This is a genomic window from Candidatus Omnitrophota bacterium (genome assembly GCA_028716565.1).
In the GTDB taxonomy this organism is placed as follows: domain Bacteria; phylum Omnitrophota; class Gorgyraeia; order Pluralincolimonadales; family Pluralincolimonadaceae; genus Pluralincolimonas.
Genome location: JAQUPL010000006.1, coordinates 82,986 through 101,325, shown reverse-complemented (window position 1 = coordinate 101,325; position 18,340 = coordinate 82,986). Strand labels below are relative to the sequence as shown.

Sequence of the window (18,340 nt, the reverse complement as noted above, 5' to 3'; positions counted from 1 at the left end):
CTCCCACCTATCCTACACATACTGGACCAAAATCCAATACCAGAGTACAGTAAAGGTTCTGGGGTCTTTTCGTCTATTCGCGGGAAGACGGCATCTTCACCGCCACTACAATTTCGCCGAACCCCTCTTTGAGACAGCGATCAGATTGTTACACCATTCGTGCGGGTCGGAACTTACCCGACAAGGAATTTCGCTACCTTAGGACCGTTATAGTTACGGCCGCCGTTTACTGGGGCTTCAGTTCTAGGCTTCGTTCGATTGCTCGGACTAACCCTTTCCCTTAACCTTCCAGCACCGGGCAGGTGTCACACCCTATACATCGTCTTGTATCGACGACTTAGCAGAGTGATGTGTTTTTGCTAAACAGTCATCTGATCCTCTTAACTGTGATCCCCGTCAGCTTGCTTGTACAGCTTACCAACGGAGACACCCCTTTTCCCTAAGTTACGGGGTCATTTTGCCGAGTTCCTTAAAGAGGGTTCTCTCGATCACCTGAGCATATTATGCCCGTCTACCTGTGTCGGATTGCGGTACGTGCATCTACTTGACTCGTAACAGAGGTTTTTCTTGGCAGTATGGTGTGGGCCAGTTCTCCCGTTCCGTAGATTGGGATCCTCGCGCCCCTTGTATCCCGCTTGCGCGGAATACTACGAGCGCAACCCCGGATATCCAAAACCGGGTAGACTTAACCTCCTGCGTCGCTCTGTACTGATAGCGCCAAATAGATGGTGTGGGAATATTTTGCCCCACTGTCCATCGCTTACGCCTTTCGGCCTCAGCTTAGGCACGACTAACCCTGGGCGGATTAACCTTCCCCAGGAAACCTTAGACTTTCGGTGAGCACGTTTCGCACGTGCTTTTTCGCTACTCATTCCTGCATAATCTCTTCCACTTCGTCCAGTAGTCCTCTCGGTCTACCTTCACTCTAACGTGGAATGCTCCCCTACCACTACATCATCCGAAGATGATATAATCCGCAGCTTCGGTTATACGTTTAGCCCCGATCATTGTAGGCGCGGACTCGCGATCGACCGGTGAGCTGTTACGCACTCTTTAAATGATGGCTGCCTCTGAGCCAACATCCCGGTTGTCTGTGTAAATCCACATCCTTTGCCACTTAACGTATATTAGGGACCTTAGCTAGCGGTCTGAGATGTTCCTCTCGCGTCCACGAGGCTTATCCCTCGTAGGCTGACTCCCGTGATAAGGTACGACAGTATTCGGAGTTTCGTTGGGTTCAGCAACCTGGTGGGGTCCTTAGCCCATCGAGTACTCTACCCCTGTCGCCCATTTACACGAGGCTAACCCTAGAGTTATTTCGGGGAGAACCAGCTATTTCTGGGTTTGATTAGTCTTTCGCTCCAATTCTCAGCTCATCCCATAGTTTTTCAACACTAACGGGTTCGGCCCTCCACGTGATTTTACTCACGCTTCAGCCTGGCCAAGAATAGATCACCCAGCTTCGGGTCTACTGCATGCAACTGGACGCCCTATTCGGACTCGCTTTCGCTACGGCTCCTCAGCTTAATGCTGATTAACCTCGCTGCACACAAGTAACTCGCAGGATCATTATGCAAAAGGCACGCCCTTAGACATTTCTGCCTTGCGGCAGACATAGTCCTCAGACAGCTTGTAGGCTTACGATTTCAGGTACTATTTCACTCTCCTTAAAGGAGTTCTTTTCAACTTTCCCTCACGGTACTTTTGCGCTATCGGTCACAAACTAGTATTTAGCCTTGGCCCGTGGTCGGGCCGGATTCCAACAGGGTTCCACGTGTCCCGTTGTACTTGGGTGCCAAATCCAGCCTCGGTATATTCATTTAATTTACAGGACTATCACCTTCTTTGGTCAGCCTTTCCAGGCTGTTCAACTATGAATATACACAAAGCCGGCCTTACGGCCAGATTTGGTCCCGCAACCCTCCGCATTGCTGCGGAGTTTAGGCTATTCCCCTTTCGCTCGCCGCTACTGAGGGAATCAATGGCTTTTTCTCTTCCTCGGGCTACTGAGATGTTTCAGTTTGCCCGGTTTTGCCTCCCGCCCCTATTTTTAAATTTTCAGAGCGGGATACTGGGAGATGAATCCCAGTGGATTGCTCCATTCGGAAATCCTCGGATCAGAATCTGTTTGCGATTACCCGAGGCTTATCGCAGCTTACCACGTCCTTCGTCGCCTGTTTGTGCCAAGTCATCCACCATAAGCCCTTTGTAGCTTGACCACAATTCTCGAAATTGTAGCCAAAAAGACCTTACTACTATGCAGTTGTCAAAGAGCATATTCGTAAGCTAATGCTTACGAAACTAAATCCGCTCTAATTCATATATTTTGGTGGACCTGAGGAGGATCGAACTCCTGACCTCCTGAATGCAAATCAGGCGCTCTCCCAGCTGAGCTACAGGCCCGATAATTGGTGGGCCCAAGTGGATTCGAACCACTGACCCCAGTCTTATCAGGGCTGTGCTCTAACCAACTGAGCTATGGGCCCAATTCGGTTATCGTATGGTTCACCAAAATATGGATAAAATTGAACAGCCAAGTCCTCGCGGACGAAAAAGCAAAGGATTATTTACTGCATTATAACTTTCTTAGGACAATTCTCCTTAGAAAGGAGGTGATCCAGCCACACCTTCCGGTACGGCTGCCTTGTTACGACTTAGCCCTCCTCACCAGTCACACCTTCGATCCGCTTGCGCGGGTCTTCGGGTGCAGCTGACTCGGTTGGCTTGACGGGCGGTGTGTACAAGGCCCGGGAACGTATTCAGCGCGGCGTAGCTGATCCGCGCTTACTAGCGATTCCGGCTTCAAGAGGGCGAATTGCAGCCCTCTATCTGAACTGGGGAATGCTTTAGAGATTAGCTCCGCCTTACGGACTTGCATCTCTCTGTACACTCCATTGTAACACGTGTGTAGCCCAAGGTATAAGGGCCGTACTGACTTGACGTCGTCCCCACCTTCCTCCTCCTCATCGGAGGCAGTCTCGTTAGAGTGCTCTCTTGCGAGTAGCAACTAAAGATAGGGGTTGCGCTCGTTGCGGGACTTAACCCAACATCTCACGACACGAGCTGACGACAGCCATGCAACACCTGTGTAAGCTCCTCTTGCGAGGTCGTTCCGCTTTCGCTTCACTACCACTTACATGTCAAGCCTTGGTAAGGTTCTTCGCGTAGCGTCGAATTGAACCACATGTTCCACCGCTTGTGCGGGCCCCCGTCAATTCCTTTGAGTTTCAACCTTGCGGTCGTAGTCCCCAGGTGGAGCACTTAATGTGTTAACTGCGGCACCGGCCCAATGAAGGACCAACACCTAGTGCTCATCGTTTACAGCGTGGACTACCAGGGTATCTAATCCTGTTTGCTCCCCACGCTTTCGCTTCTCAGCGTCAGAAACGGGCCAGAGAATCGCCTTCGCCACTGGTGTTCCTCCCGATATCCACAGATTTCACCCTTACACCGGGAATTCCATTCTCCTCTCCCATCCTCAAGTCGCGCAGTCTTGAATGCAGTTCCACGGTTAAGCCGTGGGATTTCACATTCAACTTACGTAACCGCCTACACGCCCTTTACACCCAATGAATCCGAGTAACGCTTGCCACCTCCGTATTACCGCGGCTGCTGGCACGGAGTTAGCCGTGGCTTCCTTCAAGGGTACTGTCAACCTTTTGGGTTATTAACCCAAAAAGCCATCATCCCCCTCGACAGAGGTTTACGATCCGAAAACCTTCATCCCTCACGCGGCGTCGCATTGTCAGGCTTTCGCCCATTGCAAAAGATCCTCGACTGCAGCCTCCCGTAGGAGTCTGGGCAGTGTCTCAGTCCCAGTGTGGCTGACCGACCTCTCAGTCCAGCTACCCGTCGTCGCCTTGGTAGGCCATTACCCCACCAACTAGCTGATAGGACGTGGGCTCATCTTCAAGTGGCAGGACCTTACGGTTCCCCGCCTATTCTCACAGCACCATGCGGTGCCGTGGTCTTACCCGGAATTAGCACCCGTTTCCAAGTGTTATGCCAGTCTCGAAGGTAGATTACCCGCGTGTTACTCACCCGTTTGCCGCTAATCTAGACCAACTCTTGCAGCCTTGCGGCCACTCAAGTCAATCTAGATCCGCTCGACTTGCATGCCTAAACCACGCCGCCAGCGTTCACTCTGAGCCAGGATCAAACTCTCCAAAAAATAAGAGTTAACCCCAACTTTCTCGCTCGGTTGAACTTGGCTATTCAATTTTCAAAGATCGGAAAATTTAGGCAACAAAAAAGGCATCGAAGACGATGCCTGAATTTACAGGGACGACTGCATCCTCTCTTTTTCTACTTCATCCAGATCTGTCAAAGAGTTTTTTCAAACTCTTTTTTCTCCTTCCTGGCAGCGAAGTGCAGTTATTTTGCCATCCCAAAAAACCGGTAACAAATACAAGTTGCCGCTTTGGTAACTGACAAGGATACCATCATAGGAGAAGCTTGTCAAGCACTTTTTTAATTATTTTTCCCTACGAAAGATCGACATTAAGGAAATGGCGGCCTATCTTCAGGAGATGGCGCTTGCCGGGCACGAAAGACGGGCTGGCCGCGTCGCTTACCTTCTCCCCGTCGAGCTTTATGGCCCCCTGCCCCAATAAAGAGAGCAGCTTGCTGCGGGAGTCTATGCCCATGGCCTTGAACTCTTCCCTCGCGCCGTCAAAAACCTGGTTCAGGCTAAGCGGCCCGCCGGAAAGTTTTTTTACCGGAGCGTCGGCCGGGTCCTTCCTTTTCTGGAAAACATCCTCAAAGCTTTTCTTCTCCGCCGCCGCGGCTTCTTCACCATGGTAATCTTTTACGATAAGATACGCCAGGTTCTTCTTCGCATCCATCGGATGCATAGCTTTGACCTTCTGCATATCCTCATCGGTCAACAGCTCATAATAGCCGAACATCAGCTCATCCGAGACCGACATCACTTTCCCGAAGATCTCTTTAGCGGTCTCGTTTATGCCGATATAATTACCGTAGGACTTGGACATCTTCTGGACGCCGTCGGTCCCGACCAAAAGCGGCATCGTGATGACGACCTGCGGCTCCTTGCCGTAGGCCTCCTGAAGGTCGCGGCCGACGAGCATATTGAACTTCTGGTCGGTGCCGCCGATCTCGATATCCGCGTCAAGAATGACCGAATCGTATCCCTGCATCAGGGGGTAAAAGAGCTCGAGAAAGCTTATAGGCTTGCCCTCTTTCAGCCTCTTCTGGAAATCATCCCTTTCAAGCAGGCGCGCCACCGTATAGCGCTGGGCGAGCTGGACGAGGTGCTCAAAACCGAACTTCGCGAACCACGAGCTGTTATGCATGCGCTCGAAGAGTTCCTTATCGCCGGTCTTGAGTATCTTGCTGACCTGCTTCTCGTAGGTCTTGGCGTTCTTCTCTATCTCTTCCCTGGTGAGGACCTTCCTCGCCTGGTTTTGGCCCGATGGGTCTCCGACCAGGGCGGTCGCATCCCCTATAAGGAAGATGACCTTGTGGCCGAGGTCCTGGAAATGCCTCAGCTTCCTTAATAAGACGGTATGGCCGAGGTGGATGTCCGGCGCAGTCGGGTCGAACCCCGCCTTGATGACAAGCTGTTTCTTCTTTTTCAGCTTACCGGCCAAGGCGGATTCGTTTATTATCTCTACCGCGCCGCGCTTAATTATCTCAAGCTGTTTTACTGTGTCCATTTTAGGCCTTCAGGCTTAAAGCGATCCTTCTTTCGGCATCATCGACGCGCAGGACCTTGACGGTCACCTTGTCGCCGACTTTATATGACTCTTCAAGCTTGCCTGTCGCCTCGACCGGGAGCTCGGATATATGGGCAAGGCCCTCGAGGTCCGGAGAGAGTTCGACAAAAAGCCCGAAGTTCGTTATCTTCGTTATCGTCCCTTCGGCGACAGTGCCGGGTTGGAACTTCGCGACGAATTCCGGCCAAGGGTCCGGCACCAACTGTTTCATACCTAGCGCCAGTTTCCTGTTCTCGGCGTCGACAGACATGACCACCGCGTCTATCTTCTGTCCCTTCTTCAATACTTCCGAAGGATGGTTGATCTTCCTGGTCCAGGAGATATCGGTATTATGGAGCAGCCCGTCTATCCCCTCTTCCAGTTCTATGAACGCGCCGTAATCGATGAACGAGCGGACCTTGCCCTTGACCTGCGTGCCGACGGGATACTTTCCGGCGACCTCGGTCCAGGGATTCATCTCGGTCTGTTTGATGCCGAGCGCGATCTTCTGGCTGTCCTTATCTATATTGAGGACTACCGCCTCTATCATATCCCCGATAGCGAGGACTTCGGAAGGATGTCCTATCCTCTTGGTCCACGAGAATTCGGAAATATGGACGAGTCCTTCGATGCCTTTCTCGAGCTCGACGAACGCGCCGTAAGGGACGAGGTTTACCACTTTGCCCTTGACCCTGCTTCCCACGGGATACTTGGTGACGACTTGTTCCCATGGGTTCGGCGTCTTCTGCTTGAGGCCGAGAGAAAGCTTGCCGGTCGTCTTATCGAGCGACAGGAGCACAACCTCTATCTTGTCGCCGACAGCGACCAACTCGCTAGGATGGGATATCCTTCCCCATGACATGTCGGTGATATGCAATAGCCCGTCGACACCGGGAGCTATATTGATGAACGCGCCGAAGTCGGTGATGTTCTTCACGACGCCGGGGATCAATTGTCCCGGTTTGAGCTCTTCCATCATCTTGCCTTTGGCTACGTCCCTTTCCCTGATTATGGCGTCTTTACGGGAAACGACGATGTTCTTCCTGGGCTTGTTGATCTTTACTATGACAAAATTAAGGACCTGGCCTAAAAGCTGGTTCAAGTTGCCGAAGCCCTTTAAAAAGACCTGGCTCGCCGGCAGGAACGCCTCTACTCCGATATCGACCGTGAGTCCGCCTTTTACCTTCTTGGTGACGCGGCCAGGGACCATATCGCCTTCCTTGCGCTCGGCGATTATCTTCTCCCAGACCTGCATGCGCTCGGCCTTCCTCTTCGAAAGGACGACCATGCCCTCGTCATTCTCCTTCGCCTCGATGAGGACATCCAGCTCGTCCCCGACCTTTATCGATTTCGGGTCGTTGAACTCCTCGAACGAGATAACGCCTTCGGACTTGTAACCGATATCGATGACAAGATCCTTCGCCGTGATGCCGATCACCCTGCCTTTTACGATATCGCCTTCCTTTATGTCTTTAAAACTGTCCTCGTAGATCTTGGACATTTCTTCATGCTTCTCATCAACCATTTCCGTGTAACTCCCTTCTTTCTTTTGGATTTTTTAGTTCTTATTGCTTTTCGGTTTTACTTCTTTACTGAGTCTCCCAGGCGCTTGATCTCCCCGGCGACGTGATCGGCCAGTTTTTGCGCGGCCTCCTTCTTGTCGCGCGGAAGATCGAGTTTTTTGGGATCGATCAGATCTCCTATATGTACGGCTATTGGCGTACGTATTATGCGTTTCGCGCCCTTGGGCAGGGCCTTATCCGTTCCCTCTACATAAGCCGGAACGATAGGCGACCCTGTCATTAGGCTCAAATAACCGATGCCGGGTTGGGCCTCGTTCATCTGTCCGGTCTCGCTTCTCGTCCCTTCCGGGAATAGAAAGACTGCCTTACCGGATCTGAGGAGGCGGATCGCCGTCTTCATAGCTCCGATATCCCCCTTGTCCCTGTTTACAAGGATCAAATTGCACCTGCCGACCACCTGCCTGAACAACCAGTTATCTGACAAGGTACGCCTCGCCATAAAACGAAGCCTGCGCGGCGAAGCGGCCGACATAGCCGGCGGGTCGAGATGGCTTACGTGGTTACTGGCCAGGATAAAAGCCCCCTTCTTAGGGATATTCTCCTGCCCGTAAACCCTGAAACCCATATACATGGAAAGGAACAGCTTGCAAGTATTTCTTACAAGGAAATACATCATTATCTATAAGGCCTTTATAATACTCAAGACTTTATCCACGACGCCTTCTATCGTCAGGTCTGTCGTATCTACGACTATCGCGTCATCGGCTTTCTTCAACGGGCCGATAGCGCGGTTGAAATCGCTCTCGTCGCGTATTTTAAGGTCTTTTCTTACTTCCTCTTCGGTTAAGGCGGCGCCGTTCCCGTTCAATTCCTTGTGCCGCCTGGCCACCCTGACGTCAAATGAGGCGTCGATATAAAACTTTTTGTCCGCGTCCGGAAGGACTACAGTCCCGATATCGCGGCCCTCCATCACCGTGCCGCCTTCTTCTCCAAGCTTGCGCTGTTTGGCGACCATGCATTCTCGGACGGGTTTCGCGCGCGCGATATATTTGACTTTGTTCGTGATCTCAGGCGTCCTTATTTCGGAGGTCACGTCCTCGCCGTCAAGATAGACCCTCGCACTAAAATTTTTGGTGTGAGGGTAAACTTTCAATGAACCGCTGGACTGCTCTAACTTTATATCGGTCGCCCTTGCGAGCGCGCCGAGCTTCGTTTCGTCGTTTAAGTCAGTTTTTGTCTGCAGCGCCTTAACGGTGAGCGCGCGGTACATCGCCCCGGTATCTATATATAGGAAGCCGAGCCTCTGCGCTACGAGTTTCGCTACGGTGCTCTTCCCTGAACCGGCAGGGCCATCGATAGCGATAACTGGACGCCTCAACTTAGCTTCTCCCTCCTCGCTTTAGAACGCTCGAATTCCCTGCTCAGGCGGGAGGCCGAGCCGCTCTTTATCAGTTTCTTAAGCCTGGCGATATTGCGCTCATATCTTTCAAGCGCCTTTAATATCTCTTTCCTGTTCGTCACGCATATATCGCGCCATATGACGGGATCGCTCGCCGCGATGCGGGTCGTGTCCTTGAATCCGCTCGAGGCGAATTCCAGCGACTTGTCGCTTGCCGTATTGATGATCGCGGCGGCGGCAATATGCGGAAGATGGCTTATCTCCGCGACTATCCTGTCGTGTTCCTCAGGTGATTTTATTACGACCCTCTCCACGCCGAGGGACTTCCAGAACCTGCTCAATTTAGCCAGCGCCGCTCTTTTTGTCTTCTTTGTCTTGGTCATTATGACGATCGAACCCCTAAATAAATTATCCTGCGCGAATACGATGCCCCGTTTCTCCGAACCGGCCAAAGGATGCGAGCCGACAAAATCCACGCCCTTCGGTAAAATACGTTCAAGCGAGGCGACTATCTCGGCCTTAGTGCTTCCGGCATCGGTGACGATACAGCCTTTTTTCAGGGAACGCGATATCTTCTTCGCGGCCCCGGGTATAAGGCAGACCGGAGTCGCTATTATCACGAGATCGGCACCGGCGACGCCCCTAACTGCATCGAGCGTCCCTTTATCTATCGCGCCGCGGGCCAAGGCCTCATTTATCGAGGAAGCCCTGTGCCCTACGCCCACCACTGTCCCGGCCAGGCCCTTCTTCTTCAAGGCCTCGCCGATGGAGCCGCCGATAAGGCCGACCCCGATTATCGCCACTTTTTTAAATATCACGCCCGACCGCCTTAGCTACGGACTTAAGATCTTTCATCATCTTGTTAAAATTATCCGGGACGAGCGACTGCGCGCCGTCCGAGAACGCCTCTTCGGGTTTAGGATGGACCTCCACTATCAGCCCGTCGCAGCCGGCGGCTATAGCGGCCCTAGACAAGGCGGGGACATATCCCCACTTGCCCGCGGCATGGCTGGGATCGACTATGACCGGCAGATGCGTCAGTTTCTTAAGGACCGGGACGGCGCTCAGGTCCAGCGTGAAACGCGTCTGGTCCTCAAAAGTCCTTATCCCCCGCTCGCAGAGCATGACGTTGAAATTCCCGTTAGACAATATATATTCGGCCGACATCAACAGCTCGATTATGGTCGACGACATGCCGCGTTTCAGGAGCACCGGCTTCTTCGATAATCCCACTTCCTTTAATAGATTGAAATTCTGCATATTCCTGGCGCCGACCTGGAGGATATCAACGTATTTCTCGATCAGGGCGATGTCGCGGATATCCATTACTTCGGTGATGACAGGCAGGCCGGTCTTCTCGCGCGCTTCTTTCAGGTATTTGAGCCCTTCCTCGCCTAATCCCTGGAAACTGTAAGGCGAAGTGCGGGGCTTGAAGGCGCCGCCGCGCAAAACCGAGGCGCCGGCCTTCTTTATATCCTTCGCTATATGGATAAGCATCTCGCGGTTCTCGATAGAGCACGGCCCGGCCATGACCGCTATCTTCTTCCCGCCCACTTTGACTTTGCCCACGTTTATTACGCTGCTCTCGTGCTTGAATTCCCGCGAGACGAGCTTATACGGCGCGAGGATCGACATGACCTTCTCGACGCCGGGAAAGACATCGAGCGGAGTGGAGCGGAGCACGTCTTCCTCGCCTATCAGGCCTATGATGGTGCGCTCGACGCCCTTCGATATCATCGGCTTCAGGCCGAGCGCCTTGACCTTCTCTACTATATGCTTTATCTGCGATTCTGTAGCTTCGGGTTTTAAGACGATTATCATCCTATATCTCCTTCGATACCTTCTTAAGAGCTTCCAAAAATTTCTTGTTCTCTTTATCGGTCCCTATCGTGACGCGGATATAGCTCTCCAGCTTATACGGCTTCATATCCCTGACTATCACGCCGTATCTCAGGAGCTTCTGGAAAAACTCCCAGCTGTCGCGCTTTACGTCTACGAGCACGAAATTAGTCTGGCTCGGGACATACGCGACGCCCATCTTATCCAGTGCGCTACAGATAAACTTCTTACCTTTAAGGACCGTCTCCCTGGTCTTCTTCAGGTGATCCGCATCATCGATGGCTGCCTGCGCCGCGACCTGCGCCAATGAGTTCACGTTAAATGGCTGCCTGACCCTGTTCATACATTCTATAAGTTCGGTACTCGCCAGGGCGTAGCCGACCCTAAGGCCTGCGAGCCCGTATGCCTTCGAGAAGGTCCGCAATATAATGAGGTTCTTGTCCTTCAGGTGCCTCATCGTGTCCGGATAATCCTTCGCGTCGACAAAATCATAATATGCCTCGTCCATCACGGCGATGACATTATCCGGGATATTCTCGAGGAATCTCGTTATCTGCTTGTCGCTGATATACGTCCCGGTCGGGTTGTCAGGATTCGCGATAAAGACAAGCTTTGTCTTGCCGTCTATCGCCTTCCGCATCCCGTCGAGGTCGTATTTGAGGTTGACGCACGGGACGACTTTTACCTCCCTGCCGTATGCCTCGGTTATCAGCCGGTATTCAAGGAACGTGGGATCCGCGATGACCGCGTTCTCGTCCTCGTTCATAAATGCCTGGACCATCACGGCTATCAGCTCGTCCGAGCCGTTGCCAAAGGTGATGTTCTCCGGTTTTACCTTGAGCTTCTTCGCAAGTTTAGTCTTGAGGTAAAAGCAGTTGCCGTCAGGGTAACGGTTCAGGCTTTTGAGCGCCTTGGTTATCGCGGCCACCGCCTTGGGCGAGGGGCCGAGCGAGTTCTCGTTTGAGGCGAGTTTATAGACCTCCTCCAGCAAGAGCTCCCTCTTGACCTCGTCTATAGGTTTGCCCGGTTGGTAGGGCTCTATATTCATTACGCCTTTTTTAGCTAACCTGCTCATCCTCTTCCCTTTTATGGTATCGGGTAAGACCCGAGTATCTTTAAGTTCGTGCAGACGCGCTCAAGTTCCTTAAGCGCCTTCTTTATGGCCGCGTCTTCATGGTGGCCTGTCATATCGACGAAGAAGCGGTACTCCCACGCCCTCTTCTTCGACGGCCGCGACTCTATCTTCGTCAGGTTTATCCTGCTCTTCTTGAACGGCACCAGCATATCGTGAAGCGCGCCGACCCTGTCCTTTACCGCGAACATTATCGACGTCTTGTCCTTGCCGGTCTGTTTGTTCTCGACTTTTCCTATTACCAGGAACCTTGTCATATTATGCGGGCTGTCCTCTATCGAACGCGCGAGGATATTGAGCCCATAGCAATCGGCGGCCAGGCTCGACCCTATCGCGGCCGTGCCCCTCTCCTTGACCGCCATCTCCGCCGCCTTTGTAGTCGATGAGACCTCTATCAACTCAACGCGCGGCAGGTTCGCCTCGAGCCACATCCTGCATTGCCCGATGACGCTCGGATTGGAATATATCTTCTTTATCCGGTCCATCCGGCACTTCGCCAAAAGATTATGCGATATCTCTATCGAGATCTCCGAGCATATCTTTAAGTCGGATTCCATGAACATGTCGAGGGTGTAGTTTATCGCGCCCTCTATAGAGTTCTCTATCGGGACGACACCGTAATCCGCCCTGCCGTGCTCGACTTCGGCGAAGACATCCGTGATCGTATTTACCGGAAGGTACCGGACCGATGAGCCGAATTTCTTGAGCGCCGCGATATTGGAGAAACTTGCCGGCGGCCCCATATAAGCTATCTTCAGCGGCTTCTCGAGCGAGAGCGAGCCTGACATTATCTCCCTGTATATCGCCTGTAAAGACTCGTTCGAGAGCGGCCCTCCGTTATGCGCGGAGATCCCCTCGTATACGATCCTCTCCCTGTCCGGCGAATAAACGGCCTTACTTGCTTTCGCCTTCAGGCGGCCTATCTTCTGGCTTAGGCTCGCCCTCCGGTTCAGCAGGTTGACCAGTTTCGAGTCCAGCAGGTCTATCTGCTTGCGCAACTTCTCCAGTTCCATCATTTACCTCCTGGCTTTCGGTTCCTTCGATTCCTTCTTTTGCCAGTCCCTGTTTCAATTCGTTTACATCGATGTCGGCTTCGGTGAATTCGCCGAGCTTCGGCAGCTCGTTCAACGAACTCAACCCGAACCTGTCCAAAAATTCCTTCGTCGTGCCGTAGAGTATCGGCCTGCCCGGCGCGTCCTTCCTGCCGGTTATCCTTATCATCATCCTGTCCGCGAGCGTCTCGACCACGCCGTCTACGTTGACGCCGCGGATGTCCTCTATCTCGGACTTGGTTATCGGTTGGCGGTAAGCTATTACCGCAAGGGTCTCGAGGGCAGGCTTGCTGAGCTTATCCTTCGACTTGACCCTGTAAAACTTCTTCAGGTAATCCGCGAACTCGGGCGCCGTGACCATCTGGTAACCGCCGGCGACCTCGTAGACCTTAAAACTCCTGCCGAGCGTCTCGTATTCTGTCATAAGCTCGACGAGGGCGGCCCTTATATCCTTCGTTTCGACTTCCTCAATGACCTCTTTCATCTGCTCTACGGCTATCGGCTTCTCGGAAGCAAAAAGAAGCGCCTCTATTATTTTTTTCAGCTCACTCGATTCCACTCTGTGTGGCCTCCCCCTCGCTTTGCGAGGGACCTTGCCCTCCGCCTGCTATCGCCTTCAGTTTCGGGTTGATCTTGTCCGCGTTTCGGACGACCTCGATCTCGCCGAACATGCTGCGCTGCCTTACCGAAACTTCCTTGACCCTTATGAGCTCTAAAAGCGCCAGGAAAGTCGCTATAAGCTCGAGCCTGTTCTTCGACCTCTTGAACAGGTCCCTGAAATTTATTACCGGCTGTTCGACGAGGAGGTGGAATATCTCATGGACCTTCTCCTCGACCGTGTATTCATCCTTAACGACCTCGAGGAAAGCCTCCCTCGATACCGACTTCAGTATCGTCGAGAAAGCGTTTATGAGGTCGAATATCGACGCCTCGAAATACGGCCCCTCGGTCTTGTCGATATACTGGGCCTCATCCACCGAGCGCGGGAATACCAAAGACCTTCTCCGCTCCATCTCCGAAAGTTCGCCGGCCGCTTCCTTGAACTTCTTATATTCGATGAGCCTGCGCACGAGTTCGGCGCGCGGGTCCTCTTCTTCCTCTTCAAGCGGCGGCTGCTCATCCGGCGGCAATAAGAGGCGCGACTTGATGTGCATCAATGTCGCGGCCATCACGATAAATTCGCCGGCGATATTAAGGTCCAGCAATTTCATGTACTCGATGTACTGGAGGTACTGCTCGGTGATCTTCGCGATCGGGATGTCAAAGATGTCGGCTTCTTCTTTTTTTATCAGATAAAGCAGAAGGTCGAGCGGGCCTTCAAAGACATCAAGTTTTACCTTATAGGTCATATACCGACTGCCTTCTTTACCTCGTCCATTGTGCCGCGGGCGAACTCACGGGCTTTCCTGTCGCCTTTCTCAAGGACGGCTTCGATCTCTTTCCTGTCTTTGATAAGCTTATTACGTTTTTCCTGTATGGGCCTCAGTAGCTCGACTATGCAGTCCGCGAGCTTGCCCTTGTCCTCTACACAGCCGATATTGCCGGCCTTGCACTCCTCGGACAGGTTCCCTATCTCTTCGGGGAAGAAAAATTTATAATACGAATATACGTTGCATATGTCGGGATGGCCCGGGTCATCCTTCCTTATCCTCTTCGGGTCGGTTATCATCGACTTTATCTTCTTCTTTATCTCTTCCGGGGAGTCCGAGAGGTTGACCGCGTTGCCGTAGCTCTTCGACATCTTCCTGTTGTCCACCCCTAACAACCTTGGTGTGGCGGTCATTATCGCCTCCGGCTCCGGGAATATCTCCTTCTTGTAAAAATGCCGGAACCTGCGCGCTATCTCTCTCGTGAGCTCGAGGTGAGGCAACTGGTCCTCGCCCACAGGGACCGCATTTGCTTTATATATCAAAATGTCGGCCGCCTGTAAGACAGGGTATCCGAGGAACCCGTATGTCGCGAGGTCTCTCCCCTCGACTTCCCTCAGCTGCTCCTTATATGTCGGGCAGCGCTCGAGCCACGATAACGGCGTTATCGCCGAAAGTATCATATCCAATTCAAGATGTTCCGGCACGTGCGATTGAACGAAGATCACCGACTTGTCGGGATCGAGGCCGCACGCGAGAAAATCCGCGACGTTATCTATCGCGTTCTCCTTCATGGCGGATGGATCCGCATACTCACTCATCAGCGCATGATAGTCCGCCACCATGTAGAAGCAGTCGTATTTCTCCTGCATCCCGACCCAGTTCTTAAGCGCGCCTGCCAGGTGCCCCAGGTGTAATTTTCCGGTCGGGCGCATCCCGCTTAAGATGCGTTTCTTCATCCTTACAATTTCCTCGCTGTCTTTTTCAACTCGTATATCTCTATCACGTCGCCGGCGTTTATGCCGCTGAAGTTATCGAGGGATATGCCGCACTCGAAACCTTCGGCGACTTCCTTGACATCGTCTTTAAACCGCTTCAATGAGCCGATCCTTCCCTCATAGACCTTATCCTTGTCCCTCCAGAGGCGGCACAACGCGCCTCTTACCGCCTTTCCCTTGGCAAGGAAGCAGCCGGCTATCGTCCCGGCCTTGCTGACCTTGAAGACCTGCCTGACGTCGGCGCGGCCCATGAAGACCTCGGAGATCGTCGGCTCGAGCATACCTTCCATGGCGCTCTTTATGTCGTTGATCGCCTCGTAAATTATCCTGTATAACCTGACATCGACCTCCTCGAGCTTCGCCTTCGGCGCGGCCTCGGGCGTAAGGTCGACGTGGAAACCGATTATGATGGCGTTTGAAGCCGCGGCGAGCATGATATCCGACTCGTTTATGCTGCCGACAGCGGAATGTATCACATCGAGCTTGATGTCTTTAGTCTCAAGGTTCTTTATCGATTGTTCGAGAGCCCCGGCCGAACCCTGCACGTCGGCCTTGAGGATCACCTTTAATTCCTTGGCTTTCCCTTCCTTTACCTGTTGGGAAAGTTCCTCGAGGGTTATCCTCTTTACAGGCTGCAAGTGGTTAGCTTTCGCAACGTCCAGGCGCCTGTTGACGATCTCCCTCGCGGCCTTCTCATCGGCCACTACGAAGAATACATCGCCGGCCTCAGGTACACCGGCCAGGCCCAATATCTCTACGGGTTTTGACGGCGGCGCTTCATTTATCCTGTGGCCGAGGTCGTTTATCATAGCCCTGACCTTGCCGTAATGCTGTCCCGCGACGACCGTATCGCCGGGGCGCAATGTGCCTTTCTGGACGAGGACGGTAGCGATAGGCCCGCCGCCCTTCGATAACCTTCCTTCGATGACGACGCCCTTTGCCGCCCTGGTAGGGTCGGCCTTGAGCTCGAGCATCTCGGCTTCAAGCAGGAGCATCTCCAAAAGCTCATCGATGCCCTTGCCGGTCTTCGCCGAGACTCCGACGGCGATAGTCTTGCCGCCCCAGTCCTCGGTCATGAGGCCTATATCCATCAACTGCTTCTTGACCCTGTCCGGGTTCGCTTCCGCCTTATCTATCTTATTCATCGCGACGATTAACGGCACTCCGGCCGCGCGCGCGTGGTCTATGGCTTCTTTTGTCTGGGGCATGACACCGTCATCCGCCGCGACGACTAAAATTACGATATCGGTCGCCTGCGCGCCGCGCGCCCTCATGGCTGTAAACGCTTCATGTCCCGGAGTATCTAAAAATGTGATATGGCCCTTTCCGACAGCCACTTCATACGCGCCGATATGCTGGGTGATACCGCCGGACTCCTGCTCTGTCACGCGGCTCTTCCTTATCGCATCGAGCAGAGACGTCTTGCCGTGGTCGACGTGGCCCATCAATGTGATGACCGGCGCGCGGAAGACCAATTTGGCCTTATCCTCGACATCAAGCGCCTTTGTCAATTCCTCTTCCTGCGTCAACGGTTTTACAAATTCAAATCCGTAATCGGCGGCGATAAGGCTCGCCACGTCATAGTCGACCGCCTGGTTTATCGTCGCCATGACCTTAAGTTTCATTAGTTTCATTATCAATTCATTGGGCCTGGCGTTCAATTTCACGGCGAGGTCTTTTATGGTTATGGGGAATTTGCATTCTATCTTTACGGGTTCTTTTTTGACCGGAGGAGCCGCTGGTACCTGCTTAATCTCAGTTTTAGGTACGGGGGGAACAGGCGGAGCCGGAGGAGTTACTTCTGGCTTCCGGACCGTTTTTTCTTCTGCTTTTGGAGACGGCCTTTCGGCCCTCGGTGCCTCAAGCTTCGGAGCAGGCTTTGGCGCCTCAACTTTCGGCGCAACCGGAGGCTGCACAGGCGCGGGCTTGACCTCTGGTTTCGGGGCCTCAAGCTTCGGAGCTGTGATCTTGGCCTTAACGACTTTCTTTTCCTTGGCCGGAATCGCGAGCTTGATCTTCTTAACCGCGACCTTTGGTTTAGCCGACGCCTTGACAGGCTTCTTTTTTACTTCCTTTTTCTTCTCTTCTTTAGCCTTCTTCATATTTTATTTTGCCAGCCCCTTCGCGCTTTTTAATATTTTTTCTGCCGTTTTCTCGCCTATGCCTTTTATCTTGGTAAGTTCCTCTACGGAGGATGCGGCTATCTTCTCTATTGAATCGAGGCCGGCTTCCTCAAACAACCCTTTGGTCTTCGGCCCTACTCCCTCGAGCGATGATATATCCGGAACTCCCTCTTTCTCTTCTTTACCCGCTTCCTTCGCTTCTTCCGGCTCCGCCGCCTTCTTCTCTTGCGCGAGCGCACCTTCAAGGAGCGCGGCCTTCGGCTTGATATCTATCTCCCAGCCGGTCAGCTTCGACGCCAGCCTGACGTTCTGGCCTTTCTTCCCGATGGCGAGGCTTAATTGGTCATCGTCGACCGTCACCTGCGCCCGCCTCGCCTCTTTATCCAGCTTTACAGTGGATATCTTCGCGGGATTGAGCGCCGCCAGTATATATTCCTTTGTGTCATCGCTCCACCGGACGATGTCTATCTTCTCGCCCTGGAGTTCCTTGACTATATTCTTTACGCGCGAACCTCTCATGCCGACGCACGCTCCCACGCAGTCTATCTTCTCGTCTTTTGAGAATACGGCGATCTTCGTCCTGTCCCCGGCTTCCCTCGAGATGGACTTTATCTCAACTATGCCCTCGTATATCTCGGGTATCTCGAGCTCGAAGAGTTTCTTCACAAGGCCGGTATTGGCGCGCGATAAGACTATCTGCGGGCCTTTGCCGGTCTTCTTTACCTCAACGACATACGCCTTAATGCGGTCGCCCTGCCTGAAATTCTCTTTGGATGACTGCTCGCTCTTAGGGATGAAACCCTCTGTCTTGCCGAGGTCAACGATTATGTTCCCCTTCTCGAACCTGTATACGGTGCCGGTCACGACGTTGCCGACGCGGCTGGTGTAATCGGTGAATATGACGTCGCGCTCGGCCTCGCGGATCTTCTGGATGATGATCTGCTTGGCTGTCTGCGCGGCTATGCGGCCAAAATCCCCGGATTTTACCTCTTTCCCGCCCGAGAATACCGTTACCTCGCCGGACTTCCTGTCCATCTTTACCTCGACGTCCTCGGTCTGCGATCCGAGCGCCTTCTTTGCGGCGCTCACCAAAGCGCTTTCGACGGCCGCTATCAGGACCTCGCGGTCGATGCCTTTTTCTCTTTCCAGATGGTCCAAAACCGACAAAAGTTCTCCGTTCATATCTTTTC

13 protein-coding genes, 2 tRNA genes and 2 rRNA genes are annotated in these 18,340 nt (G+C 53.0%); all 17 read right to left on the bottom strand.

The genetic code is table 11. The features are described 5' to 3' along the window. Positions 1 to 2,219: ribosomal RNA gene (locus tag PHO67_06860) — 23S ribosomal RNA — on the bottom strand; the annotation flags it as partial. 108 nt (positions 2,220 to 2,327) lie between these two features. Next, positions 2,328 to 2,403 (bottom strand) — tRNA-Ala (locus PHO67_06855). Positions 2,404 to 2,409: 6 nt separating this feature from the next. Beyond that, positions 2,410 to 2,486: transfer RNA gene (locus PHO67_06850), tRNA-Ile, on the bottom strand. Between the two features lie 119 nt (positions 2,487 to 2,605). Continuing rightward, positions 2,606 to 4,171: ribosomal RNA gene (locus PHO67_06845) — 16S ribosomal RNA — on the bottom strand. Between the two features lie 313 nt (positions 4,172 to 4,484). After that, positions 4,485 to 5,678 (bottom strand): tyrosine--tRNA ligase, encoded by a 1,194-nt coding sequence (gene tyrS / locus PHO67_06840; protein ID MDD5546853.1) that lies wholly within the window; start codon positions 5,676 to 5,678, stop codon positions 4,485 to 4,487. Position 5,679: 1 nt separating this feature from the next. After that, positions 5,680 to 7,242, bottom strand: a complete 1,563-nt coding sequence (gene rpsA, locus PHO67_06835) for a 30S ribosomal protein S1 (protein ID MDD5546852.1) — start codon at positions 7,240 to 7,242, stop codon at positions 5,680 to 5,682. A 56-nt stretch (positions 7,243 to 7,298) separates the two neighbouring features. After that, positions 7,299 to 7,916, bottom strand: a complete 618-nt coding sequence (locus tag PHO67_06830) for a lysophospholipid acyltransferase family protein (protein MDD5546851.1) — start codon at positions 7,914 to 7,916, stop codon at positions 7,299 to 7,301. A 3-nt stretch (positions 7,917 to 7,919) separates the two neighbouring features. Beyond that, on the bottom strand, positions 7,920 to 8,618 hold the full coding sequence (gene cmk, locus PHO67_06825) for a (d)CMP kinase (GenBank protein MDD5546850.1): 699 nt from the start codon (positions 8,616 to 8,618) through the stop codon (positions 7,920 to 7,922). After that, entirely contained in the window at positions 8,615 to 9,457 is an 843-nt protein-coding gene (locus PHO67_06820; protein ID MDD5546849.1) for a prephenate dehydrogenase, read from the bottom strand. The genes cmk and PHO67_06820 overlap by 4 nt, the downstream gene beginning before the upstream one ends. Next, positions 9,447 to 10,460, bottom strand: a complete 1,014-nt coding sequence (gene aroF, locus PHO67_06815; protein MDD5546848.1) for a 3-deoxy-7-phosphoheptulonate synthase — start codon at positions 10,458 to 10,460, stop codon at positions 9,447 to 9,449. Before aroF ends, PHO67_06820 begins: the two co-directional genes overlap by 11 nt. Before the next feature lies 1 nt (position 10,461). Next, positions 10,462 to 11,553, bottom strand: a complete 1,092-nt coding sequence (hisC, locus tag PHO67_06810) for a histidinol-phosphate transaminase (protein MDD5546847.1) — start codon at positions 11,551 to 11,553, stop codon at positions 10,462 to 10,464. An 11-nt stretch (positions 11,554 to 11,564) separates the two neighbouring features. Then, complete coding sequence (gene pheA, locus PHO67_06805; protein ID MDD5546846.1) at positions 11,565 to 12,623, bottom strand: prephenate dehydratase; 1,059 nt, start codon at positions 12,621 to 12,623, stop codon at positions 11,565 to 11,567. After that, positions 12,505 to 13,221: an SMC-Scp complex subunit ScpB gene (gene scpB / locus PHO67_06800; GenBank protein MDD5546845.1), complete on the bottom strand. Its 717-nt coding sequence runs from the start codon at positions 13,219 to 13,221 to the stop codon at positions 12,505 to 12,507. The genes pheA and scpB overlap by 119 nt, the downstream gene beginning before the upstream one ends. Further along, on the bottom strand, positions 13,208 to 14,011 hold the full coding sequence (locus PHO67_06795) for a segregation/condensation protein A (protein ID MDD5546844.1): 804 nt from the start codon (positions 14,009 to 14,011) through the stop codon (positions 13,208 to 13,210). Before PHO67_06795 ends, scpB begins: the two co-directional genes overlap by 14 nt. After that, the gene (gene trpS / locus PHO67_06790) at positions 14,008 to 14,988 is read right to left on the bottom strand and encodes a tryptophan--tRNA ligase (protein MDD5546843.1); all 981 of its coding nucleotides are present in this window, start codon (positions 14,986 to 14,988) and stop codon (positions 14,008 to 14,010) included. The genes PHO67_06795 and trpS overlap by 4 nt, the downstream gene beginning before the upstream one ends. Positions 14,989 to 14,990: 2 nt before the next feature. Then, on the bottom strand, positions 14,991 to 17,129 hold the full coding sequence (gene infB, locus PHO67_06785; GenBank protein MDD5546842.1) for a translation initiation factor IF-2: 2,139 nt from the start codon (positions 17,127 to 17,129) through the stop codon (positions 14,991 to 14,993). A gap of 3 nt (positions 17,130 to 17,132) precedes the next feature. Then, complete coding sequence (nusA, locus tag PHO67_06780) at positions 17,133 to 18,332, bottom strand: transcription termination factor NusA (protein MDD5546841.1); 1,200 nt, start codon at positions 18,330 to 18,332, stop codon at positions 17,133 to 17,135. Positions 18,333 to 18,340: the final 8 nt, after the last annotated feature.

Bases quoted from the DNA above. Each gene is read 5' to 3' on its own strand.
- trpS (MDD5546843.1), bottom strand. From the start codon at position 14,988: ATGAAGAAACGCATCTTAAGCGGGATGCGCCCGACCGGAAAATTACAC.
- aroF (MDD5546848.1), bottom strand. From the start codon at position 10,460: ATGATAATCGTCTTAAAACCCGAAGCTACAGAATCGCAGATAAAGCAT.
- PHO67_06830 (MDD5546851.1), bottom strand. From the start codon at position 7,916: ATGATGTATTTCCTTGTAAGAAATACTTGCAAGCTGTTCCTTTCCATG.
- PHO67_06795 (MDD5546844.1), bottom strand. From the start codon at position 14,011: ATGACCTATAAGGTAAAACTTGATGTCTTTGAAGGCCCGCTCGACCTT.
- hisC (MDD5546847.1), bottom strand. From the start codon at position 11,553: ATGAGCAGGTTAGCTAAAAAAGGCGTAATGAATATAGAGCCCTACCAA.
- nusA (MDD5546841.1), bottom strand. From the start codon at position 18,332: ATGAACGGAGAACTTTTGTCGGTTTTGGACCATCTGGAAAGAGAAAAA.
- infB (MDD5546842.1), bottom strand. From the start codon at position 17,129: ATGAAGAAGGCTAAAGAAGAGAAGAAAAAGGAAGTAAAAAAGAAGCCT.
- rpsA (MDD5546852.1), bottom strand. From the start codon at position 7,242: ATGGTTGATGAGAAGCATGAAGAAATGTCCAAGATCTACGAGGACAGT.
- tyrS (MDD5546853.1), bottom strand. From the start codon at position 5,678: ATGGACACAGTAAAACAGCTTGAGATAATTAAGCGCGGCGCGGTAGAG.
- pheA (MDD5546846.1), bottom strand. From the start codon at position 12,623: ATGGAACTGGAGAAGTTGCGCAAGCAGATAGACCTGCTGGACTCGAAA.